The sequence below is a fragment of the Hamadaea sp. NPDC051192 genome (assembly GCF_040682475.1).
Lineage (GTDB): Bacteria > Actinomycetota > Actinomycetes > Mycobacteriales > Micromonosporaceae > Hamadaea > Hamadaea flava.
The window spans coordinates 16,437-36,102 of the sequence record NZ_JBFBAZ010000005.1 but is presented as its reverse complement, the minus strand read 5'-3'; the positions used below and the strand labels follow the sequence as shown (position 1 = coordinate 36,102).

Sequence of the window (19,666 nt, the reverse complement as noted above, 5' to 3'; positions counted from 1 at the left end):
AAGCCATGCGACGAATCGCTTATGCCGCAGTGACGTTGTTCGTGGCCGTGGTGGCCACCCTGGTCACGCCGACCGCCGCGAGCGCGGCGCCGACGCCGGAGAACGACCACGCGGTCGCCGCCACCGTCGACACCGTCCTGAGCTGCTACGCCATCGACGGCGCCAAGGTCTGCTACGAGAAGAGCGGCGACAAGTGGTGGGTGCAGGACACCGCCAAGGACGGGATGTCGGCCGTCGCCGACTGGCGTAACTACCTGACCGCCAACGGCGACCTGTACCGGCAGGGCAAGTGCATCAACTCCCTGGGCTACGGCAACTGGGGCGTCTGCAACAAGAACTACTACGAGACCAGCAAGCTGATCATGCGCATCTGCGTCATCGACTACTCGGGCGGTGGCTCGGTCTGCTCCAACTGGGTGACCGTCCAGGCCGGCATCATCGAGGCGTAAGGCCTCAGGCAGGCGAGAGGCCCGCTGGAGATCTTCTCCAGTGGGCCTCTTTCGACCATCCCGCCGTCAGCTGGCCTCCTCGGCCGCAGAGCGGCGGCTCAGCACCGCCCGAAAAGGAAGCGCCCGCACTGAAGAGTGCGGGCGAATGTATGGGCGCTTGTCAGGCGGCGTCGAGGGCCGCGGTGATCTTGCGGGTCATGTCCGCCAGGACCGGGGTGGGCTTGCTGTCGCCGAGCGCCGATTCGACGGCGACCAGGACGATGCCGCGGTAGTTGTCGGCCTCGGCCGGGGCCTGCGCCTTGAGCAGGCTCATCGCCTCGGTCAGCGCGGGCAGCACCTTGTCGGCCAGCTCGGCGACGGACTTGCCGCTCAGGTCCATGCCGCCCTTCTTCTCGGCGAGCACGTGCCCGACCGGGCCGGTGGCCGAGGCCAGCGCGATCGAGCCGCTGGTGGCGATCTTGTGCGGCGAGCCGCCGACGGCGCCGGCCGCGGCGAGCAGGGACACCGCGCCGTACGCGCCGGTCCGCAGGGTCTGCTTGGCGTCGGCGGTGAAGGTGATGGACATTTCGTACTCCTTTGTCGGGGTGCTTGCTTCGTTTGCGATGTGACTACGATCGGCCGCCGTTCTGTCATGGGACCGTCGTCGTGCTGTCACGGGCGGCCCGCGCGCTGTCATGAGCGATCCAGCGCACCGGTGATCTCCCGAGTCACCTGCGCCATCGCCGGTCCGGGCTCGCGCCATTGGGTGCGGATCGCCGCCTCGATGGCGACCAGAACGGTGCTGCGGAAGTTGTCGGACTCCGCCGGAGCCTGTTGCCGGAGCAGGCTCATCGCCGCCGATAGCGCCGGCAGGACCTGCGCGGCGAGGTCGGCCACCGAGGTGCCGCTCAGATACACCCCGGCCTTCTTGTCAGCGAGCACCCCGCCGACCGGGCCGGTCGCCGAGGCGAGCGAGATCAAGCCCTCGGCTGCGATCCGGTGCGGCGTGCCACCCGCGCCCCCGGCCGCCGCCAGCAGCGACACCGCGCCGTACGCAGCCGTCCGGATGGTGAGTTTGTCCTGCTCGGAGAAGGTGATGGACATGGTCGTGACTCCCTTGGAGAAGAGAAGAGGTCAGTTGCGGGGGCCGAGGAAGTAGCCACCGGTCGCGTCGAGTACGCCGCCGGTGATCCAGCGGGCGTCGTCGGAGGCCAGGAAGGCGACCGCCGCCGCGATGTCGGCCGGCTGCCCGACCCGGTTGAGCGCATTGGCGGCGGCGAGGCGGTCCTCGGCTGCCGCCGTGGCGAGCATCCAGCCGGAGGTCTCGGTGACGGTCGGCCCCGGAGCCACCGCGTTGACGGTGATGCCGCGTACGCCGACCTCCTGGGCCAGGCTCCGCACGAGCACGTCGATCGCGCCCTTGGTCATCGCGTACGCCACCTCCGGCGACACCACCCGGGTAGCCGCCGAGGAGACGCAGACGACCCGGCCGCCGTCGGACATCATCGGCAGCGCTCGCTGGACGAGGAAGAAGGGCGCCTTGACGTTGACCGCGAACAGCCGGTCGAACGACGCCTCGGTGGTGTGGGCGAACGAACCGGCCGTGGCCAGGGCGGCATTGCTGACCAGGACGTCCAGCGGCCGCCCCGAAAGACCCGAGGCCAACCCGGCGAACAGCGCGTCCAGATCACCGGGTACGCCCAGCTCCGCCCGGACCGCGTACGCCCGCCCGCCGGCCTGCTCGATCTCGGCCACCGTCCGCCCGGCCGCCTCGTCGTCGTGGCCGTAGTGCACCGCGACCAGTGCGCCGTCGACCGCCAGGCGCAGCGCGACCGCCCGGCCGATGCCCCGAGAGGCCCCGGTCACCAGGGCGGTCTTGCCGTTCAGCGCAGTCATCTCGCACTCCTTGATCAGATCGACTGCGCAGAACGCTAAGTTCGGCCACCACAGAAGGAATGAGTAAGGTGACTCATGATCCGCAAATAGGTACGAGGGATACGTGATGCTGCAAGGACGGGCGGAAGAGATCCGAGCCGTCGACGCGCTGTTGGCCGACGCCAGAACCGGCACCAGCGGCGTCCTCGTGCTCCGAGGCGAACCCGGATTGGGCAAGTCCGCACTGCTCGAGTACGCCGCCCAGGCCGCCGACGGGGTCACCGTGCTGCGCGGCGCAGGCGTGGAGACCGAGGTGGAACTACCCTTCGCCGCCCTGCATCTGCTGCTGCGACCGGCCCTCGACCGGCTCGACACGTTGCCCGAACCGCAGTCCGTCGCCCTGCGGGGCGCGTTCGGCCTGGCCCCGATGGGTCAGACCGACAAGTTCCTGGTCGGGCTGGCCACCCTCAGCCTTCTGGCGGAGCTGGCCGAGAACCGCCCGCTGCTGGCCGTCGTCGACGACGCCCAATGGTTCGACCAGGCCTCGGCCGCGGCCCTGCTCTTCGCGGCCCGCCGGCTGCATTCCGAAGGCGTCGCCCTGCTGATCGCCGCGCGCGACGACCAAGCCGCCTTCCCCACCTCCGGTCTGCCGGAGCTGCGCCTCGGCGGACTGGTACGCGACGACGCCGAACGCCTGCTCAGCGGCGGACTCCCCACCCACCTGCGGGAGCAGGTGCTGGCCGAGGCCGGCGGGAACCCGCTGGCCCTCATCGAACTGTCGAAAGCGGCCGGCGCGGGCGAACTGGAAATCGCCGGGCCGCTCCCGCTCACCGATCGGCTCCTCGACGCCTTCGCCGGGCAGATCCATCGCATGCCCGAACCCACCCGGAAGATGCTCGCCGTGGCGGCCGCCGAGGACACCGGCGCGCTCGGCGTCGTCCTCGCCGCGTCGGGCGCGTTGACCATTCCGGCCGACGCACTGGAGCCCGCGGAGCTGGCCGGGCTCGCCAAGGTCACCGGTGGCGTCCTGCGATTCCGCCATCCGCTGCTGCGCTCAGCGGCGTACCACAGCATCTCCTCGGCCCAGCGCCGCGCGATCCATCAGGCGCTGGCCGGAGCGGTGAGCGACGACCGGCGGGCGTGGCACCTGGCCCTGGCCGCGACCGGACCGGACGAGGAGATCGCCGGCGCCCTCGAACAGTCGGCCGAGCAGGCCGGCGCCCGCCTCGGCTACGCGGCGATGGCGACCGCCTACGAACGTTCCGCGCAGCTCAGCGCCGACCCGGGACAGCTGGCCCGCCGGCTGGCGGCGGCCGCGCTGGCGGCCAAGGAAGCGGGGCAAGGCCGCCGGGCGGCGGACTTGAGTGAACGCGCCGCGCACCAGACCACCGATCCGGTGACCTTGGCGCGGCTCTCCGACGTCCGAGCAGCGGTGGCCTACGACGAGGGCTCGCCACGCGGAGCGGCTCGTTTCCTGGTCGACGGCGCGACCCACGTCGCCGAAGCCGATCCGCGGACCGCCGCCCGCATGCTCATGGCCGCAGCACACAACATCTGGGCCGCGGGCGATCCGGCGCTCGCCGCCGAGGCGTCCCACCTGCTCGACCGGCTGGAGCTGCCGGCCGACGACAGTCTCGTCAGCCTCACCCGCGGCGTCGCGCTCGTCTACGGCGGCGACCTCGAATCCGGCTACCCGATGGTGGACGGCTTCCTCCGGCAGGCTTCGACGTCCGGCGTCCCCGCCCAGATGATGGCCGCCAACCTCACCTTCATCTGCGGCCGCCTCGATCAAGCCGTCGAACTCACCACCGCGATCGCCGCCGGCTGCCGGGCCGAAGGCCGGATTCGGCTGCTTCCCTTCGCGCTCAACCATCTCGCGTACACGCAGGTCGTGATTGGACACCACCGGGACGCGCGCGACAACGGCGAGGAAGGGCTCCAGCTCGCGCTCGACACCGGCCAGCCGCACGCCGCCACCGGCCTGCGCGGCCAGCTCGCCTGGCTGGCCGCGGTCGAGGGCGACGAGGAACGCTGCCGCCCACTGGCCGAAGCCGCCTTGGCCTTCGCGGTCAGCCACAACGCCCCGGCCGTCGCCCTGCTGCCGATCTGGGCGCTGGCCATGCTCGACCTGACCCAGGGCCGCGACCAGGCGGCCCTCGACCGCCTCCAGGCCCGTCCCGCCGGCTCGTCGCACTTCGGCACCAGATTCGTCGTCGACGAGGTCGAAGCGGCGGTACGCCTCGGCACACCCGATCGCGTCCGCGAATCGATGGAGCTGGCCGAGCGCTGGACCGACTTGTCCGGCGAGGCCTGGGCGAACGCTCTGATGGCCCGCTGCCATGGATTGCTCCGCGACTCGGAGGAAGACTTCGCCCGGGCGTTGGACCTGCACAAACTCGCACCCCAGCCGTACGAGCAGGCCCGAACCCGGCTGGCTTACGGCGAGTGGCTGCGCCGCCGGCGTCGCAAGGCCGAAGCCCGCCCGCACCTGCGCGAGGCCCATGAAGCCTTCGAACGCCTCAACGCGCGACCGTGGGCCGACCGCGCCGCCGCCGAACTGCGGGCCGCCGGGGAAGTCACGCCCACCCGGCGTCGCGTCGATCCCGGCGCCGCGCTGACCGCCCAGGAACTCCAAGTCGTACGCCTGGCCGCGACGGGCGCCACCAACCGTGACATCGCGGCGCACCTGCTGCTCAGCCCGCGCACCATCGGCCAGCATCTGTACAAGGCGTTCCCGAAGCTGGGCATCTCCTCCCGGACCGAGTTGGCCCGGCTGGACCTCGACCGGCTCTAGGCCTGCTTCGTGGTCTGACGCCGGTCAGCGACCCGCCCGGCGACCCAGGCCACGCCGACCGAGCACGCCACCAGCACCACGCTGCCGACGACGTCGAGCAGGTAATGGTTCCCCGTGGTCAGCACGACGACGATCATCAGCAGCGGGAAGACCCACGCCAGCCACGCCCACCGGGGATGGCGTACGCGCACGGCCGCCCACACCGCGTACGCGCACCACAGCGACCAGGCCACGTGCATGCTGGGCATGGCCGAGAAATGATTCTGGCCGCTGCCGGGGTCCCGAGTCTCCGCTCCCCAGAACGGATCGTGCTCGGCGACGACGTCGACGACGCCCGGCAACGCCAGCCGGGGCGGTGCCATGGGCAGCAACCAGAACACGGGCAGCACCAGGACCGTCATCGCCACCACCGTCCGGCGGACGTGCCGATAGACCTCGGAACGCCGCAGGTACGCCCACACCAGTACGCCGAGCACCACCAGGTAGTACGAGCGATAGAAGACCACCGCCGGTGCGGCGAAACCCGGATACTCGACGAGCCACCGATTCGCCCACAGTTCGACGTCCAGCCCGAGGCTCCGTTCGAGACTCTGTAACGAACTCGCGTGGGCCGTGGCCGCCACCGCGTCCTTGCCGGCAGCCGTGTGCAGCAACGAGAACAACCACAGCCACAGCGCCAGCCCGCCGAACTCCACCACCGCAGCCGACGCCTTGAGCAGCCGAGCTCGAAGCGTCATCGGCCTCACCCGACCACGTCGACGGTCGCTGTCGCACCCGGCCCGCTCTTGTCGGCGAACAGGGACAGTTCCCAGCTCAGGTCGACCCGGCTGCCCGGCTTCACGGAGATCTTGCCCCGCATCTCGAACCACACGCCGGTGAGCGCGGGGATCTTCGAGACGCCGCAGCTGAGGCCGCCGAGTTGCAGCGGATACGGTCCGGCGCCGGTGACCCGGACCGCGTACGCCGGACAGGGCGACAGATCGACGTCCTTGCCACCGGGGTTGTGCAGGACGACGTAGTAGGTGAACTCCTCACCGCTGCGCACTTGCGACGGGGCCCGGACGGCGACGCCCAGGGTCTCACGCGGGCTGGGCAAGGGGCCGCCTGATCCGCCGTAGACGATCCAGTTCGCTTTCGGTTTGCGGCAGACGCCGCGCAATCGATCGGCGAGCCGAATGCGCGTCGGGTCATCGGCAGAGAAGGAGAAGTCCGGATCCCTGTACTCGTTCACGCAGGCATCCGAGTCGGCGACGGCCACCCCGACGGAGTCACCTGGGTACACCGTCACAGAGTTCGCATCGGACGACGCGGGCACCACCGTTGTCCTCCGCCCCCCGTCGGGAGCGGTGGCCTCCAGTTTCGGCGTACCGGTGATGCCGCAGATCGCGTCGCCTCGATATTCCAGTGTGTAGATCAACTCGTCCGGACGACCGCCGAACCCGGACGGGAATCCCTTGACGGCGAAATCTCGTGCCCGGCATTCGGCCGCCTGTTTCTCTGCGGATGCCGGCGGCTCGGTGTAGGGCACGGCTTGCCAGGGGACGACGATCGCGTTCGATGGTAGATCGATCCCCGGGCCGGTCGGCGACATCACCGGGCCGCCGATCGCCAGGACCGCCGCGAACGCGGTCAGCGACCCGAACGCCCGGGCGACCCAGCGACGGCCACGGCGTACGCGCATGCCGGCGTGCACCCGGGCGACCGCGTCGGGCCAGGACGGCAGCGCGTACTTCGGATCGTGCAGCAACCGCCGCAGCTCGTCTTCGAGGTCAGACATGGTCCTCGCCTCCTTCCAAGGCAGGCCGGTCGGGCATCGCCGCACGCAGCCGTGCCAGCGCTCGCGAGCTGTTGCTCTTGACCGTCCCGACGGCGCAGCCGAGCACCTGCGCGACCTCGACCTCGGTCAGGTCCTCGTAGAACCGCAGCACCAGCACCGCCCGCTGCTGACGGGGCAACGTGGCCAAGAGCCGCCACATCGTGTCGTCCGCCGGTTCCGGGTCCAGCCCGGCCCGATCCGGCACCACGTCGGTGAGGACCTCACGCCGTCTACGCCGGATGCCGCTGACGAAGCCGTTGACGATCGCCCGCCGCACGTACGCCTCCGGCATGTCCTGGCGTTTCACCCGGCGCCACGCCAGCCCGGTACGCTCCAGCGCGTCCTGGACGAGATCGGCGGCCAGGTGCGGATCGCCGGTGAGTACATGCGCGAAGCGCAGCAGCGCGGTGTGCCGCGCCCGGATGAAGTCGTCGAACTCCTCCGTGGCCGGCCACGCCGCGGCAGTAGGCGTCTCCCCGTTCACACGTCCTAGACGGTCGACCGCCACAGAGGGTTGCATGCGGCGTCCGGCGGAACGAGCCGGTACGGACACCGGTACTGAGCCGCGACGCGCACCGGATTTCCGTACGTGTCCCGATGCCTTGCGATCGCGCACTTCCTAGATTTCGAGCCAGTCTTCTCATCTCTAGGAGTTCTGATGTCGATGCGTTGGGTGGCGGCGGCGGCGATTGCGATCGCACTGGCGGCAGGCGCGAGCGGGTGCGGCGATTCGTCGGATACGGCCGGCACTGGAAGCGGCGCTGGGGCGTCCACGGCGGGCAAGGATTCCAAGGCGAAGGGAGCCAAGGCGTGCGACCTGCTGAAGCCGGCCGACGTCGCCGGGCTGCTCGGCGTCGACTCGCCCAAGCCGTCCAAGCAATCGAACAAGGAGTGCGTGTACACCAGCGGCACCAAGTTGGTGCAGATCGCCGTCGAGCCGGGCACCTTCGATCCGTCGATCTTGGAGACGGCGTTGCGCGGCCGGGCGGTGAAGGTCGAAGGGCTCGGCGACGTCGCGTACACGTTCCAGAACCAGGCGATCGGCCAGACCCACGTCTGGGCCAAGGGTCAGTACCTGACCCTGTCGGTCGGGGCGACCACCGCCGACGACACCGTGGCGGCGTCGAAGCAGCTCGCCGAGGCGGCGGTCGGCCGGCTCTGAACGGCTTCTGAGCAAGCGCGGCGGGGGAGGGCCACTCCCCCGCCGCGATGATCATCGCATGTAGACTCCTGCGTTCGTGGCGAGCAGTCGGACGGGTGTGGACGAACGCCCGACCGTCGCCACCGTCTTCGCCGCCCATCGCCTCGCGCTCGTGCGCCTGGCGATTCTGCTCGTCGACGACCTGCCGACCGCCGAAGACGTCGTCCAGGACGCCTTCGCCGGGCTCGTCCGCAGCCACGGCGACGGCGCCGATATCAACGACCAGCTCGCGTACCTGCGCCGAGCCGTGGTGAACAACGCCGGTTCCGTGCTGCGCCGCCGCCGGACCGCGCGCGGCTACGTGCCGCCGCACGAGCCCGGGCCGGCCGGTCCCGAAAGCGAGGCGCTGCTCGCGGACGAGCATCGCGAGGTCCTCACCGCGCTGCGCCGCCTCGGCCAGCGGCAACGCGAAGTACTCGTCCTGCGGTACTGGTCGGATCTGTCCGAGGCCGAGATCGCCGCTACCCTGGACATCTCCAAAGGCGCGGTGAAGTCGCTGGCCAGCCGGGGCGTGGCAGCGTTGCGAGAGCATCTGGGGTTGGCGGAATGAGCGAGGACGTCGAGCGCCGGCTCCGCGCCGCCCTCTCCGCGCGGGCCGATCTGGTCACGGCGGACTCGCTCCGCGCGGTCGATCCAGTGGTACGCACAGCGCCCGAGCGGCGCCGTCGGTTCTGGCCGGTGTTCCTGCGGCCGGTACCGCTGGGCGCGTTCGCCGCCGTCGTGGTGTGCACTGTCCTCCTAGGACTGATGCTGCGCCCGGTACGGGACGGCGAATCCGTTGACGTCGCCACCCTGGAGGGGATCAGCTTCACGGTGCCCGACGGCTGGCAGTTCCGTCCCCTGGTCGAAGGCATCGGCTGCGTACAGCCCGCCGACGCCGCCCCCTCCGGCGACACCTGTACGCCCACCGGAGTCGAAGTCCGCGTCGGCGAGTTCGTCGGATGGCCGCAGAACTCGCTCGACCGCGACGACGGCTGGGGCGTGGACGCCGAGGACTGCTCCGCCGCCGGCGTACCCGATCCGCTCGCGACCGTCACCGCGAACCGGCTGACCGCTCGCCAGAACCAGACCGTCGACGGGCATCCGGCGGCGTACCGGGCGTGGGCCGTCAGCTGCGGCTCGTCCACTGTCACCGTTCGGTTGTGGTGGGTGCCGGACGCCGCGGTGACCGTCTACTCGCGAGGGTTGGCCGACCGTTACGACGCCACCGTCGATCAGCTCGTCGGCAGCCTCCGCCTCCCCCGCCGGTAGCCGTCGCGAATTTCTTCGCATCGTCAGGCAACCCCGCCCTGAGTCGCGCATCTGAAGAAGCGGGCGCAGATCGCGCCCGATGCACGACCACAGATAGGAGTGCCATGCGGGGCAACATCGTCCGGCAGGCCGCCACGCTGGCGGCGCTGGGTCTGGTCCTCGGCCTCACCGCGTGTGCCGCGAAAGCGGAGCAGCCCGACGCGGCGGCGACCACACCAGCCGGATCCACCACGGCGACCGGCGTACCGGCCGCCACCTCAGCCGCCGCCCCGGCCGCGGGCAGCGTCGGCTGGCGCGGGGCACTGCTGAAACTCCAGCCCGGCTGGGCCAAGGCCGCCGGCGACGACGAGACGTTGTGCCTACTGCCGTCTGGTGGCCCGGCCGCGGTCTGCAAAGCGCTGGGCCACACCGACACGGTCAAGGACTGGCTCTTCCTGTACGCCTCCGAGCGCCGTGCCGGCGCAGCCGCACCCGCCGACCCGAAGACGCTCGACGGGTCCGACATGGGTTTCTGGCTCTACAACGGCGGCGAGCCGCCCTGCGACCAGTGGAGCCGCAACGAGCGAGTCGACAACGCGAGCAAGACCGTCGGCGGGCTGGTGGCGTACTACGGCAAGTGGCAAGTCACCTGCGCGGACGGCGGAGCGAGCTTCATCGCGCAGCGGTGGCTGCTGCCCAAGAGCCGGCTCGGCATCGTCTCCTACGCACTGACCGAGGCATCCGCGACCGCCATCGCCGAAATGGTCAGCACGATGGACATGGTGGGCTACGAGGTCACCGAGACCAAGTGACGCACGAGGTGTGGCCGGGTCCCCGGTCACACCTCCCACTAGTCCTGACGCCTACCAGGTAGTGAACACGAAGGCATGTGCTCATCCGCGGTCAGTAGACGATGTTGTCGCGGCCGTTGGAGGTCGCCAGCCAGATCTCGACGGTCGAGGCCGACCCGGTCGTGCGCAGCTCGACGCAGGTGTCGTACGGGTTGAGCCAGCCGACCGGCCGGCACTCGAACTGCGGCGGCGCGAAGTCGAACCAGGTGGCCCGCCAGCCTTTGGTCTGTTCGAGGTGGAGGCCGAGGCGGTGGGCCAGCTCGGAAGGCGTACCGGTGCCTTGCACGGTTATGCGGCGCGTGCAGGCGTTGGTGCACCCGGTCTCCTCGTGCACCACCGTCATGCCTGCCGGCAGGGGCAGCACCGCATCGCTCGGCGGCACCGTCTCGACCCCGACGACCGGGACCGCGAGCGTCACGGTCACGCCGAGCAGCCACACCAGCGCGCCGGGCAGGAGCCGCGCGCCCAGGTGCGCGAGCCGCCTCGCCTCGTACGCGACCGCGCCCGCCACGAGCAGCCCAGCCCCGACGAGGTGCCACCGAAGTCCGTCATCGATCGTGGGCGGGCTCGCGTAGCTGCCGGCGAAGACGGTCCAGACCGACCAGGCCAGCACCCAGACGGCCAGCGCCAGGCCCACACGCCAGGCGTACGCACGGCGCCGGGCCAGCAACGCCCACGCGACCGGGAAGATCAGCACCATCGGGACGAGCACGGCGACCTCGACCGGCTCGAGCAGTTCGTCGGCGATCGGGTCGCCGGGCTGGAGAACGGGCCAGACCGGAGCGGTGGCGGCGACCGCGGCCGCCACCGTGAGCAGCCGGTACACCAAGTCACGCGGGTTCACGGGGCGTTCGACGCGTACGCCCGGGGATCGGTTGCGTGATCGTGTATAACTGTCCACAGTCTGCTCACACCCCTGCGGCGGCCGGGGCTACTTCGACGAATTGGACGTTGTGGTGGCTCTCAATCCGATCCCGGATCTGCTCGACGCGCTGCGGGAAAGCCTCGTCGGCGTCACCGACGGCCAGGTGGCCCAGTACATCCCGGAACTCGCGCACGCGGAGCCGGGCTGGTTCGGACTCGCCCTGGCCACGCTCGACGGCCACGTGTACGCCAGCGGCGACGCCGACCAGCCGTTCACCCTCCAGTCCGTCTCGAAACCCTTCGTGTACGCGCTGGCGCTGACCGATCGCGGGCTGGACGAGGTGGTCGACCGCGTCGGGTTGGAGCCCAGTGGCGAGGCGTTCAACGCCACCCGGCTGGAGCCCGGGACGGGCCGCCCGCCGAACCCGATGGTCAACGCCGGGGCGATCCTGACCACGTCGCTGGTGGACGAGGGGTTCCCCCGCATCCTGGCCGGGCTTGAGGCGTTCGCCGGGCGCGTACTCGGAGTGGACGAGCGGGCGTACGAGTCGGAGGTCGAGACCGGCGACCGGAACCGCGCGATCGCCTACTTGATGCGTACCGCTGGATCCTTGCGGGCCGACGCCGAGCAGAGCGTGCGGCGGTACTTCCGGCAGTGCGCGATCCAGGTGACCGCCCGCGACCTGGCGGTGATGTCCGCGACCCTGGCCAACGGGGGTGTCAACCCGGTGACCGGCGTGCAGGTGGTCACCCGCGACACCGCGTCGCACGTGCTGACCGTCATGGCGACCTGCGGGATGTACGACTTCGCTGGGGAATGGCTGCTTCGGGTGGGGCTGCCCGCGAAGAGCGGGGTGAGCGGCGGGATCACCGCGGCGCTGCCCGCACAACTCGGCATCGGGCTGTTCAGCCCGCCGCTGGACGAGCGGGGCACGAGCGTCCGCGGCATCGCGGCGTGCGAGGAACTGTCGGCCCGGTTCGGCCTGCACCTCATGCGACCGCCGGCCCGCACCGCGTCAGCCGTCTACCGCACCGAGAACGGCGACCGCCTCCTCGTCCGCGGCCTGCAGGGCGACTTCGGGTTCGCCGCGGCGGAGGCGCTGACCCGCGACGTCGCCGGTCAGGCCGCCGAAGGCCGGCTGTTGGTGCTCGACCTCGACCGGGTCGGCCAGCTGCACCCCGTCGCCGTCCACCTCCTCGGCACGCTGATCGAGCGGCTGGCCGCGTACGGGATGACGACGGTGGTGGCCGACGTCAACCGGCGCGGTCTGCTGCCGCAGGCGCATCGCGAGTTCCCCGGACTGGACCTGGCCCTGCGATGGTCGGAAGCGATCCCGATCAGCGCCCAGCTGCGTGTCAGCGCTCACGACAGGCTGGGAACAGTCCGGTGACAGGACGGCCGCCGATCGTAGTCGCCATGCCAACCTTTGAGACTCCCGCGCCGATCTCCGCTTCCGTCGACATCGTGCTCGGCGACATCACCTTCGCTGCCGGCGAGCGTGCCGACACCGTGGTCGAGGTCCAGCCCATCGATCCCACCCGGCCGCTCGACATCCAGGCCGCTGACCAGGTCATCATCGAGTACGCCCAAGGCAGGCTGCAGGTCAGGCACCCGAAGCTGCGCACGGCGTTCGCGAGCCGTTACGGCTCGGTACGCGTACTGGTGTGGTTGCCGGCCGGTTCGCATGTCCAGGGGAACACCGCCGAGGGCGAATACGTCGTCCAGGGTGCGGTCGGCTCGTGCCGGCTGAAGAACGCCATCGGCGACATCCGTGTCGACCAGGCTTCCGAGGTACGCCTGAAGACGTCCGGCGGCCGGGTGACCGTCGATCACGTGAGCGGTTCCGCCGACGTCTCCGCCAACGGGTCGGTCCGCGTACGCCGCATCGACGGCGACGCGGAGGTCACCACCATCGGCGGCGAGATCTGGATCGGCGAGGTCGGCGGTGAGCTGCGGGCGGATTCGTCCGTCGGCGGCATCACCGTCGACGTGGCGCACGCGGCCGTCAAGGCGAAGACCGCCACCGGGCACATCCGCGTCGGCCGGCTCGGCAACGGCCCGGTCGACCTGTCCGCCGCCATCGGCAGGCTGGAGGTCGGCGTACCGGCGGGGATCGCCGTCCGGTTGGACGCGCACACCCCGACCGGCCGGGTTCGCAACCTGCTGGACGCCGCCGACGACCAGTCCGGCCGGACGGTCAAGGTACGTGCGCGCTGCAACGGCGGAGGCGACATCGTCGTCCACCGCGCCGAGGCGTCGCTCAGCCCGCGAGGGTGATCTCGGCCAGCTCCTGCCAGTCCCGGTCCCGCCCGTCCTGCAGTGCCTCGGCGAACACGGCTTCGCCGAGGCGCTGCCGCACTTCTTCACCGATCCGGGCGGCGTCGGGCTGCGTACGATCAGGCATTCCGCGCACGTTCTCACTGGCCGCGAGCAGTCGCGCGGCCTGTTCGTCCTGTCCTTGCCGGGCGGCCTGATCCGCGACTCCGACCAGCACCTGCGCGATCATCGGCCGATAGCTGAGCTGGACCGCCGCCCGCAACGCCCCGGCCCGGTACGCGCGGGCCTCGCCGAGGTCCTCGGCGAGGTAGCCGCGCACGTCCTGGAGCAGGACGTACAGGCCGCTCGTGTCGTCGCCGGGCCGCATGCGGATGGTCGCCAGATGCTCCCGCGCCTGGTCCGCCTCGCCGCGGAACCGCGCCAGTTGCGCCTGTGCCAGCGCCACTTCGCCCAGGGTGTCCGGCCAGGTGATGCCGTCGGCCGCCCGCACCGCCTCTGCGAGGGTGATCAGGCTGGCCCGCTCGTCGCCCAGCAGCCAGTACAGCTGGGCCTGCCGGGTCCGGATGCTGACCACCTCTTCGGTCGCGCCCACTTCGGCGAGCACCACGGCCGCTTCCTCGTAGTACGCGCATGCCGCCACGAACTCGCCGCGCGGGCCGAGCCGATCCGCCAGGAAGGTCAGCGCCGCCGAGATCCCCCACCGTTCGCCGAGCGTCCGCGACTCGGCGAGGGCGGCTTCGATGTCGTCGTCCACCTGATCCACCTCGCGGCCGAGGGCGAGCCGCAGCCGACTGCGCGTGAGCCGGGCCTGCGCCCGCACCCACGGATCGGCGTCGTGGATCAGCGGCTCGTACGCCGGCAGGAAGTCGGCCGGTTCCCGCAGCATCCGTTCCAGCGGCCGGGCGAACGCGAGCAGCGGATGCTGGGACCCGCTGCTCTCGGCGTACCGGTAGGCGTCCTCGATCCACCGCTGCGCCTGGTACTGGTCGCCGGCCGCGCCGGAACTGACGAAGAGCGTGACGATGGTGCAAGCCAGCGCGCGTACCTCGTCGGGCACGTCACCGGGCACGGAGGCCCCGGCGATGCTCAGCTCGGTGCCCTCGGCCCGATGCCCGCTGAGGAACCAGTACCACCCCGCCGCGCCGACCAGCCGCATGGCCTCCTCGGCCCAGCCCTCGGCGATCGCCAGACGCAGGGCCGCGCTGATGTTGTCGTGCTCGGATTCTACTTTGGACATCCAGGCGAGCTGCTCGGCCCGGCGCAGATGCGGATCAGCCGTCTCGGTCAACTCGACCACATATCCGACGTACGCCCGCCGTGCGGACTCGGCGTCGCCGGATTCGGTCAGACGCTGGTCGGCGTACTCGCGGATGGTGTTGAGCATCCGATAGCGCGGCTCGTCCTCGCCGTACGCGAGCAGCAGCGACTTCTCCGTCAACGCGGTCAGCAGGTCGAGGGCGTCGTCGCCGCACACCCGTTCGGCCGCTTCGAGGCTGACCCCGCCGGCGAACACCGACAGCCTGCGCAGCAGGTCCCGCTCGGCTTCGCTGAGCAGGTCCCAACTCCAGTCCACCACCGCGCGCAACGTTCGGTGCCGGGCCAGCGCCGTCCGGCTGCCACCGGTGAGCAGCTGGAATCGGTCGTCCAGCCGATCCGCCAACTGCTCCACCGACATCGTCCGCAGCCGCGCCGCCGCCAACTCGATCGCCAGCGGCATCCCGTCGAGCGCCCGGCAGACACGTGCCATCGTGGCCAGCGTCCGTTCGTCGGAACCGACGTTCCGGCGTACCGCCTCGGCCCGATCCCGGAGCAACCGAACCGCGGGCGACGCGCCGACCTCGGCGGCCGGCGCACCCTGCGCGGGCAGAGCGAGCGGCTCGACCTGCCACAGCGCCTCGCCGGTGATGCCGAGCGGCTCGCGGCTCGTGGCGATGATCCGCAGCCGCCGGCACTCGCCGAGCAGCCGGTCCGCGAACTCCGATACCGCCTCGATCATGTGCTCGCAGTTGTCCAGGACCAGCAACATCACGCGATCCCGGACCGCGGCGACCAGCCGGTCCACCGCGTCACCGCCCGCGGCCCCGCCGCCCGCCGACTGGTCCCGCAGGCCGATCGCGGTCAGCGTGGCCTGCGCCAGCTCACCGCCCGCCTGGAGCGGGGCCAGCTCCACCAGCCACGCGCCGTCCGGCAGGTCACTGAGCATCGTCCGCGCGGTCTCGGTGGCCAGCCGCGTCTTGCCGGAACCACCCGCGCCCGTCAGCGTGACCAACCGGTGCCGGGTCGCCAGCTCGGCGATCGCCGCTACGTCCTCTTCCTTGCCCACGAACGTGGTCAGCTCGGCCCGCAGGTTCGTGCGCCGGTTCTCCGCCCGCCCGCCGATCTCACCGCGCAAGACCGCCGTGTTCACCGCCGACAACTCGGCCGACGGGTCCACTCCCAGTTCGTCGGCCAGCCGTTCCGACAATTGCTGGTACGCCGTCAGCGCCTCAGCCCCACGACCCGCCTCGGCCAGAGCGCGCATCAACGCCGCGACGAAGCCCTCCCGCAGCGGATGGCTCGCCACCAACTCCGTCAGCTCGGAGACCAGGTCCGCGCCGCGACCGAGGCGTACCTCGGCGTCCACTCGATCGCCGAGCACGGCCACGTGCAGTTCGGTCAGCCCGGTGACCGCAGAGTCGAACGCCTTGCTGCCCGACAGGGCGATGCCTTCCATCGCCGTCCCGCGCCACAACCCCAACGCCGTACGCAGCAGGCTGACGCGTACCGGATCGTCGGCCTCCCGTGCCTCGGCGACCAGGCGCTCGAACCGGCTCACGTCGACGGACTCGGGATCGACGGCCAGCCGGTAGCCGCCCGCCTTCGCCTCGACCAGCCCGTCCGGCAGCAGCCTTCGCAGCCGGGACACCAGGACCTGCAGCGCGTTCACCGCGTCGGCAGGCGGCTCCTCGCCCCAGATCCAGTCGACCAGCCGCGTACGCGGAACGATCCGGCCGGGCTCCAGTGCGAGCGCGGCGAGCAACGCGCGCAGCCGGGCGCCCGGCACCTCCACCATGCCGCCGTCGACCTGGACTTCGAACGGACCGAGCAACCCAATACGCACGTGGCCATCTTGCCGCATCGACAGGCCGGTCCGCATATGCCGCAATTCACACGTTCACGGGGTACTCCCGGCGGAACTTGCAGCAAGGCGTCGCTGAACGACGCCCACCACGCTGTCCAGCGCGATGTAGCCGAGCTCTCGTGAATCGAGGCTGCGCTGGTTGTCCCCCAGCACCACGAGCTGACCTGGTGGCACCACGGCGTCGCCGATGCGGGTTCGGGCTGCCTCCGGGACCGGATCACCCGGCACCGCCGCCACCCGCTTGACCAGCAACGCCGGCCCCATCGGGATCTCGATCGGCGAGGTGAACACCACGACGTCGTCCCGGCGGCACACCCGCGTACGCCGCATGAGCAGCCGATCGCCGTGCTGATAGCTGGGCGCCATGCTCTGGCCCTTGACCGTGATGACCTTTACGCGCAGCCGGGCCAGGATCAGCACCACGCCGAAAGCCGACAGGACCGCCGCGCTGATCACTTCGGCCCCCGTCATCCCGCCACCGCCTCGGCCGCCTGGTAATTCGCCGCCTGCAGGCGGAACAGCTCGGCGTACTCGCCGTCCAGCGCCATCAGCGCGTCGTGGGTCCCATGCTCGACGACGACCCCGTCGGCCAGCACCACGATGTCGTCGGCCTGCCGCATGGTGCCGAGGCGGTGCGAGATGTGCAAACCGGTACGCCCCTCGCGCGTACGGCGGATGACCTCGGCGAGATCGTGTTCGGCGACCGGATCCAGCCCGGAGCTCGGTTCGTCGAGGATCAGCAGGTCCGCATCGGTACGCAGCAACGACCGGGCCAGCGCCAGTCGCTGATTCTGGCCGCCGGACAGCTGAACGCCGGGATCGTCGGACCCGTCGAAGACGAAGATCCGGCTCAGCATCGTGTCGTACGCGGCAGGTAGCGCCTCGATGGTGTCGTGCAGACCGACCGCGCGTGCGGCCGCGACGACGCGTCCCTTGTCCTGCATGGCTTCCACGTCGCCGAGGGCGATGTTCTCCCCGACCGGCAGCTCATAGGTCTGGAAGTCCTGGAAGGTGGCGCTGATCCGGCGGCGCAGCCAGCTGAGCGGAAGATCGCGCAGGTCGACGCCGTCCCAGGTGATCCGGCCGCGATCGGGGTCGTAGAACCGGCACAGCAGCTTCACGAGAGTGCTCTTGCCGGCGCCGTTGCGCCCGACCAGACCCGTCGACGATCCGGCCGGGATGACCAGGTCGACTCCCCGCAGCACCCAGGGGCCGCTCTCGTCGTACCGGAACCACACGTCCTCGAAGACGATGCCGGTGCGGAGCGGACCAGGCCGCGCAGTTCCCTCGACCAGGTCGTCCGGCGCCTGCGCGACGTTGAGGTAGTGCCCGAACAACCGCGTGCAGCGTACGGCGTCCTGCAGGCTGTTGACCATGCCGAGCAGCGCGCCCTGCACGGCCGTGGCGGCCGCCAGAAACAGCGCGAAGTCGCCGGGAGTCAGCTCGCCACCGGCGATCCGGTACGCCACCAGCGCGGCGCCGACGGCCAGCGCCACCGATCCCAGTCCGCTCAGTGAGCCCTGCACGACCGCGGATCTGCCCTGAATCCGCAGCTCGGCCGAGACCGCCGTACGCATCGCGCCCAGCATCCGATCCCGGAACAGCCCGGCCAGCCCGTAGAGGCGTACCTCCTTCGCCGAGCGCAGATCGGTCAGCAGTTCCTGGTACGCGATCCGCCGCCGATGCGTCGCCATCACCGCCCGGGCGACGTCGGCCTGCCGCCGGGCCACCGTCAGCTGGGCCACGACCGCGAATACCGTGACGACCAGCAGCAGGACGGCCATCGGCGGCCAGACGGCGACGACCACCCCGACCAGGCTGCCGATCGTCACCACCGAGCGGACCAGGCCGAAGAGGAAGTTGGTCAGCACCGACGGAGCCTCGGCGGCGGCGTCGGTGGCCAGCCGCAGTTCGTCGGCGAACGCCGGATCCTCGAAGCGCCGTAGCCCGCCGAAGCCGCTGACCCGCTGGTAGATCTCGGCCTGGGCCCGGTGCGCGATCGCCGCCTCGGCTCGCCGGTGCAGGAACCCGGCCGCGTAGCCCAGCGCGAGAGCTGCTCCGGTCGCCGCGGCCGCTGCGGCGGCGAGCCCGGCCAGCCGGGCCGGGCTGGCCGGCGTCGCACCGGCGAGCCCGTCGATGAGGAGCTTGCTCAGCCACGCCGCGACGGCCGGTCCCATCCCGGCCAGCGCCGTCACCAGGGCCGCGGCGATCAGTGGCCCAGCCGCCGCCCGCCCGGCCAGCGCCAGGGCAGCCGCGGCGGCCCGCCGAGGCGACCGACCGGTCACGCCGCGTCCACGAGGTGCGCGGCAGGCAGGAGCGACGCGCCCACCCGCACGATCGTTCCGTCGGCGACCTCCAGCACGGTCGGGTAGGTCGACACCTGGAAGCCTTCCGACGCCGCGTCGCCCAGCGGCGAGAGCACGACTCGCGTCGTCTCGGGCAGCTCGGCGAGGATCTCTTGCACGGCCGGATCGCCGCCTGCGCCGGAGATGACGACCACCAGCCCCGGAACGACCGCTGAGCGGATCTCCTCGACGAGGCTCGTGCACCCGCCACAGTTCGGCAACAGGAAAACCAAGGTATGCCGTCCGTGGCGCAGATCGGCTTCCGAGAACGGTGCGCCGTCGAGCATGGTGGCCCGGAACGGCCGGACCAGGGCGCCTGCCGACGGCCGGTACGCGGCCGGGTCAGCCGGGCCGCTCGTCGTCCGCCACCGCCGGATCAGGGAGAAGGTCAGCAGCAGGTTCAGCGTCACCACCACGGCGAGGATCGCCACGGCGGCCGATAGGACCGTGATCATCGTGAGTCTCCGGTTCGCGTCAGGGAACAGGGCTGCGGGGCACAGGGCTGCGAGGCACAAGGCGGGTGGACGGCGCCGCAGTCGCCTGCGGCGCCGGTGTGGATCAGCAGCGCGAGCTGGAGACGTAGCAGTACTCGGTGTAGCAGCTCCAGACGTTCTTGTAGCAGATGTACGCGCCGCTGGCCTGACGCAGACACGTACAGGTGCCGCAGGACGCACCCGCTCCCGGGTCGCACGCGCCGGCCTCCGCCTTCGGCAGGAACAGCCCGAGCACGGCATCGCCGGCCCGTCGCATCACCTCGACCATGTAAGCCCTCCGATCAGGAACTGATGATTGGGAATATTGAAGATCGATGGCAGAATGTGCGGCAACAGATTGCACGACATTGCACAGCTCGGGGGGCTGTC

General features: G+C 71.0%; 20 protein-coding genes. 8 read left to right on the top strand and 12 right to left on the bottom strand.

What is annotated here, in order from left to right:
- Positions 1–5: 5 nt before the first annotated feature.
- Positions 6–449: a hypothetical protein gene (locus AB0M47_RS03705; protein WP_363407809.1), complete on the top strand. Its 444-nt coding sequence runs from the start codon at positions 6–8 to the stop codon at positions 447–449.
- Between the two features lie 160 nt (positions 450–609).
- Here AB0M47_RS03705 and AB0M47_RS03700 read toward each other — a convergent pair whose 3' ends face one another.
- The 3 genes from AB0M47_RS03700 to AB0M47_RS03690 all read right to left on the bottom strand — a co-directional run bounded on the left by AB0M47_RS03700 (position 610) and on the right by AB0M47_RS03690 (position 2,324).
- Positions 610–1,014: a hypothetical protein gene (locus AB0M47_RS03700; protein ID WP_363407806.1), complete on the bottom strand. Its 405-nt coding sequence runs from the start codon at positions 1,012–1,014 to the stop codon at positions 610–612.
- Between the two features lie 107 nt (positions 1,015–1,121).
- Entirely contained in the window at positions 1,122–1,532 is a 411-nt protein-coding gene (locus tag AB0M47_RS03695) for a hypothetical protein (protein ID WP_363407803.1), read from the bottom strand.
- A gap of 30 nt (positions 1,533–1,562) precedes the next feature.
- A complete protein-coding gene (locus AB0M47_RS03690; RefSeq protein WP_363407800.1) occupies positions 1,563–2,324 on the bottom strand; it encodes an SDR family oxidoreductase in 762 nt (253 codons plus the stop codon).
- A gap of 106 nt (positions 2,325–2,430) precedes the next feature.
- On the opposite strand from AB0M47_RS03690, the gene AB0M47_RS03685 reads away from it, so the two are divergent.
- Positions 2,431–5,097, top strand: a complete 2,667-nt coding sequence (locus tag AB0M47_RS03685) for an AAA family ATPase (protein ID WP_363407797.1) — start codon at positions 2,431–2,433, stop codon at positions 5,095–5,097.
- Here the strand turns inward: AB0M47_RS03685 and AB0M47_RS03680 are convergent.
- Genes AB0M47_RS03680 through AB0M47_RS03670 form a run of 3 tightly spaced genes read right to left on the bottom strand, consistent with a single transcriptional unit; the run spans position 5,094 to position 7,397 of the window.
- Positions 5,094–5,834 carry a phosphatase PAP2 family protein gene (locus AB0M47_RS03680; protein WP_363407794.1) on the bottom strand — a complete coding sequence of 247 codons (741 nt, stop codon included), beginning with the start codon at positions 5,832–5,834 and terminating at the stop codon, positions 5,094–5,096. The two genes, AB0M47_RS03685 and AB0M47_RS03680, sit on opposite strands and share 4 nt — an antisense overlap.
- Positions 5,835–5,839: 5 nt before the next feature.
- Entirely contained in the window at positions 5,840–6,874 is a 1,035-nt protein-coding gene (locus AB0M47_RS03675; protein ID WP_363407791.1) for a hypothetical protein, read from the bottom strand.
- Positions 6,867–7,397: a SigE family RNA polymerase sigma factor gene (locus tag AB0M47_RS03670; protein ID WP_363407788.1), complete on the bottom strand. Its 531-nt coding sequence runs from the start codon at positions 7,395–7,397 to the stop codon at positions 6,867–6,869. The genes AB0M47_RS03675 and AB0M47_RS03670 overlap by 8 nt, the downstream gene beginning before the upstream one ends.
- Before the next feature lie 174 nt (positions 7,398–7,571).
- On the opposite strand from AB0M47_RS03670, the gene AB0M47_RS03665 reads away from it, so the two are divergent.
- From AB0M47_RS03665 to AB0M47_RS03650, 4 genes are all read left to right on the top strand, one after another.
- Positions 7,572–8,075, top strand: coding sequence for a hypothetical protein (locus AB0M47_RS03665; protein WP_363407786.1), 504 nt, complete (start codon positions 7,572–7,574; stop codon positions 8,073–8,075).
- Between the two features lie 76 nt (positions 8,076–8,151).
- Positions 8,152–8,664 carry a SigE family RNA polymerase sigma factor gene (locus AB0M47_RS03660; RefSeq protein ID WP_363407783.1) on the top strand — a complete coding sequence of 171 codons (513 nt, stop codon included), beginning with the start codon at positions 8,152–8,154 and terminating at the stop codon, positions 8,662–8,664.
- Complete coding sequence (locus AB0M47_RS03655) at positions 8,661–9,365, top strand: hypothetical protein (RefSeq protein WP_363407780.1); 705 nt, start codon at positions 8,661–8,663, stop codon at positions 9,363–9,365. The genes AB0M47_RS03660 and AB0M47_RS03655 overlap by 4 nt, the downstream gene beginning before the upstream one ends.
- A 104-nt stretch (positions 9,366–9,469) precedes the next feature.
- Positions 9,470–10,156: a hypothetical protein gene (locus AB0M47_RS03650; protein ID WP_363407777.1), complete on the top strand. Its 687-nt coding sequence runs from the start codon at positions 9,470–9,472 to the stop codon at positions 10,154–10,156.
- Positions 10,157–10,247: 91 nt separating this feature from the next.
- Here AB0M47_RS03650 and AB0M47_RS03645 read toward each other — a convergent pair whose 3' ends face one another.
- Positions 10,248–11,039 carry a hypothetical protein gene (locus tag AB0M47_RS03645; protein ID WP_363407775.1) on the bottom strand — a complete coding sequence of 264 codons (792 nt, stop codon included), beginning with the start codon at positions 11,037–11,039 and terminating at the stop codon, positions 10,248–10,250.
- Positions 11,040–11,151: 112 nt separating this feature from the next.
- Between AB0M47_RS03645 and glsA the strand changes: the two genes are divergently transcribed.
- On the top strand, positions 11,152–12,450 hold the full coding sequence (gene glsA / locus AB0M47_RS03640; protein WP_363407772.1) for a glutaminase A: 1,299 nt from the start codon (positions 11,152–11,154) through the stop codon (positions 12,448–12,450).
- 26 nt (positions 12,451–12,476) lie between these two features.
- Complete coding sequence (locus tag AB0M47_RS03635; protein WP_363407769.1) at positions 12,477–13,337, top strand: DUF4097 family beta strand repeat-containing protein; 861 nt, start codon at positions 12,477–12,479, stop codon at positions 13,335–13,337.
- On the opposite strand, the gene AB0M47_RS03630 is transcribed toward AB0M47_RS03635, so the two are convergent.
- The 5 genes from AB0M47_RS03630 to AB0M47_RS03610 all read right to left on the bottom strand — a co-directional run bounded on the left by AB0M47_RS03630 (position 13,321) and on the right by AB0M47_RS03610 (position 19,553).
- Complete coding sequence (locus tag AB0M47_RS03630) at positions 13,321–16,437, bottom strand: BTAD domain-containing putative transcriptional regulator (protein WP_363407766.1); 3,117 nt, start codon at positions 16,435–16,437, stop codon at positions 13,321–13,323. The two genes, AB0M47_RS03635 and AB0M47_RS03630, sit on opposite strands and share 17 nt — an antisense overlap.
- A 54-nt stretch (positions 16,438–16,491) precedes the next feature.
- A complete protein-coding gene (gene lepB / locus AB0M47_RS03625; RefSeq protein WP_363407763.1) occupies positions 16,492–16,929 on the bottom strand; it encodes a signal peptidase I in 438 nt (145 codons plus the stop codon).
- Positions 16,926–18,743, bottom strand: a complete 1,818-nt coding sequence (locus AB0M47_RS03620; protein WP_363407760.1) for an ABC transporter ATP-binding protein — start codon at positions 18,741–18,743, stop codon at positions 16,926–16,928. The genes lepB and AB0M47_RS03620 overlap by 4 nt, the downstream gene beginning before the upstream one ends.
- Positions 18,740–19,258, bottom strand: a complete 519-nt coding sequence (locus AB0M47_RS03615) for a hypothetical protein (protein WP_363407757.1) — start codon at positions 19,256–19,258, stop codon at positions 18,740–18,742. Before AB0M47_RS03615 ends, AB0M47_RS03620 begins: the two co-directional genes overlap by 4 nt.
- A gap of 103 nt (positions 19,259–19,361) precedes the next feature.
- Positions 19,362–19,553, bottom strand: coding sequence for a hypothetical protein (locus AB0M47_RS03610; RefSeq protein ID WP_363407754.1), 192 nt, complete (start codon positions 19,551–19,553; stop codon positions 19,362–19,364).
- Between the last annotated feature and the right edge of the window lie 113 nt (positions 19,554–19,666).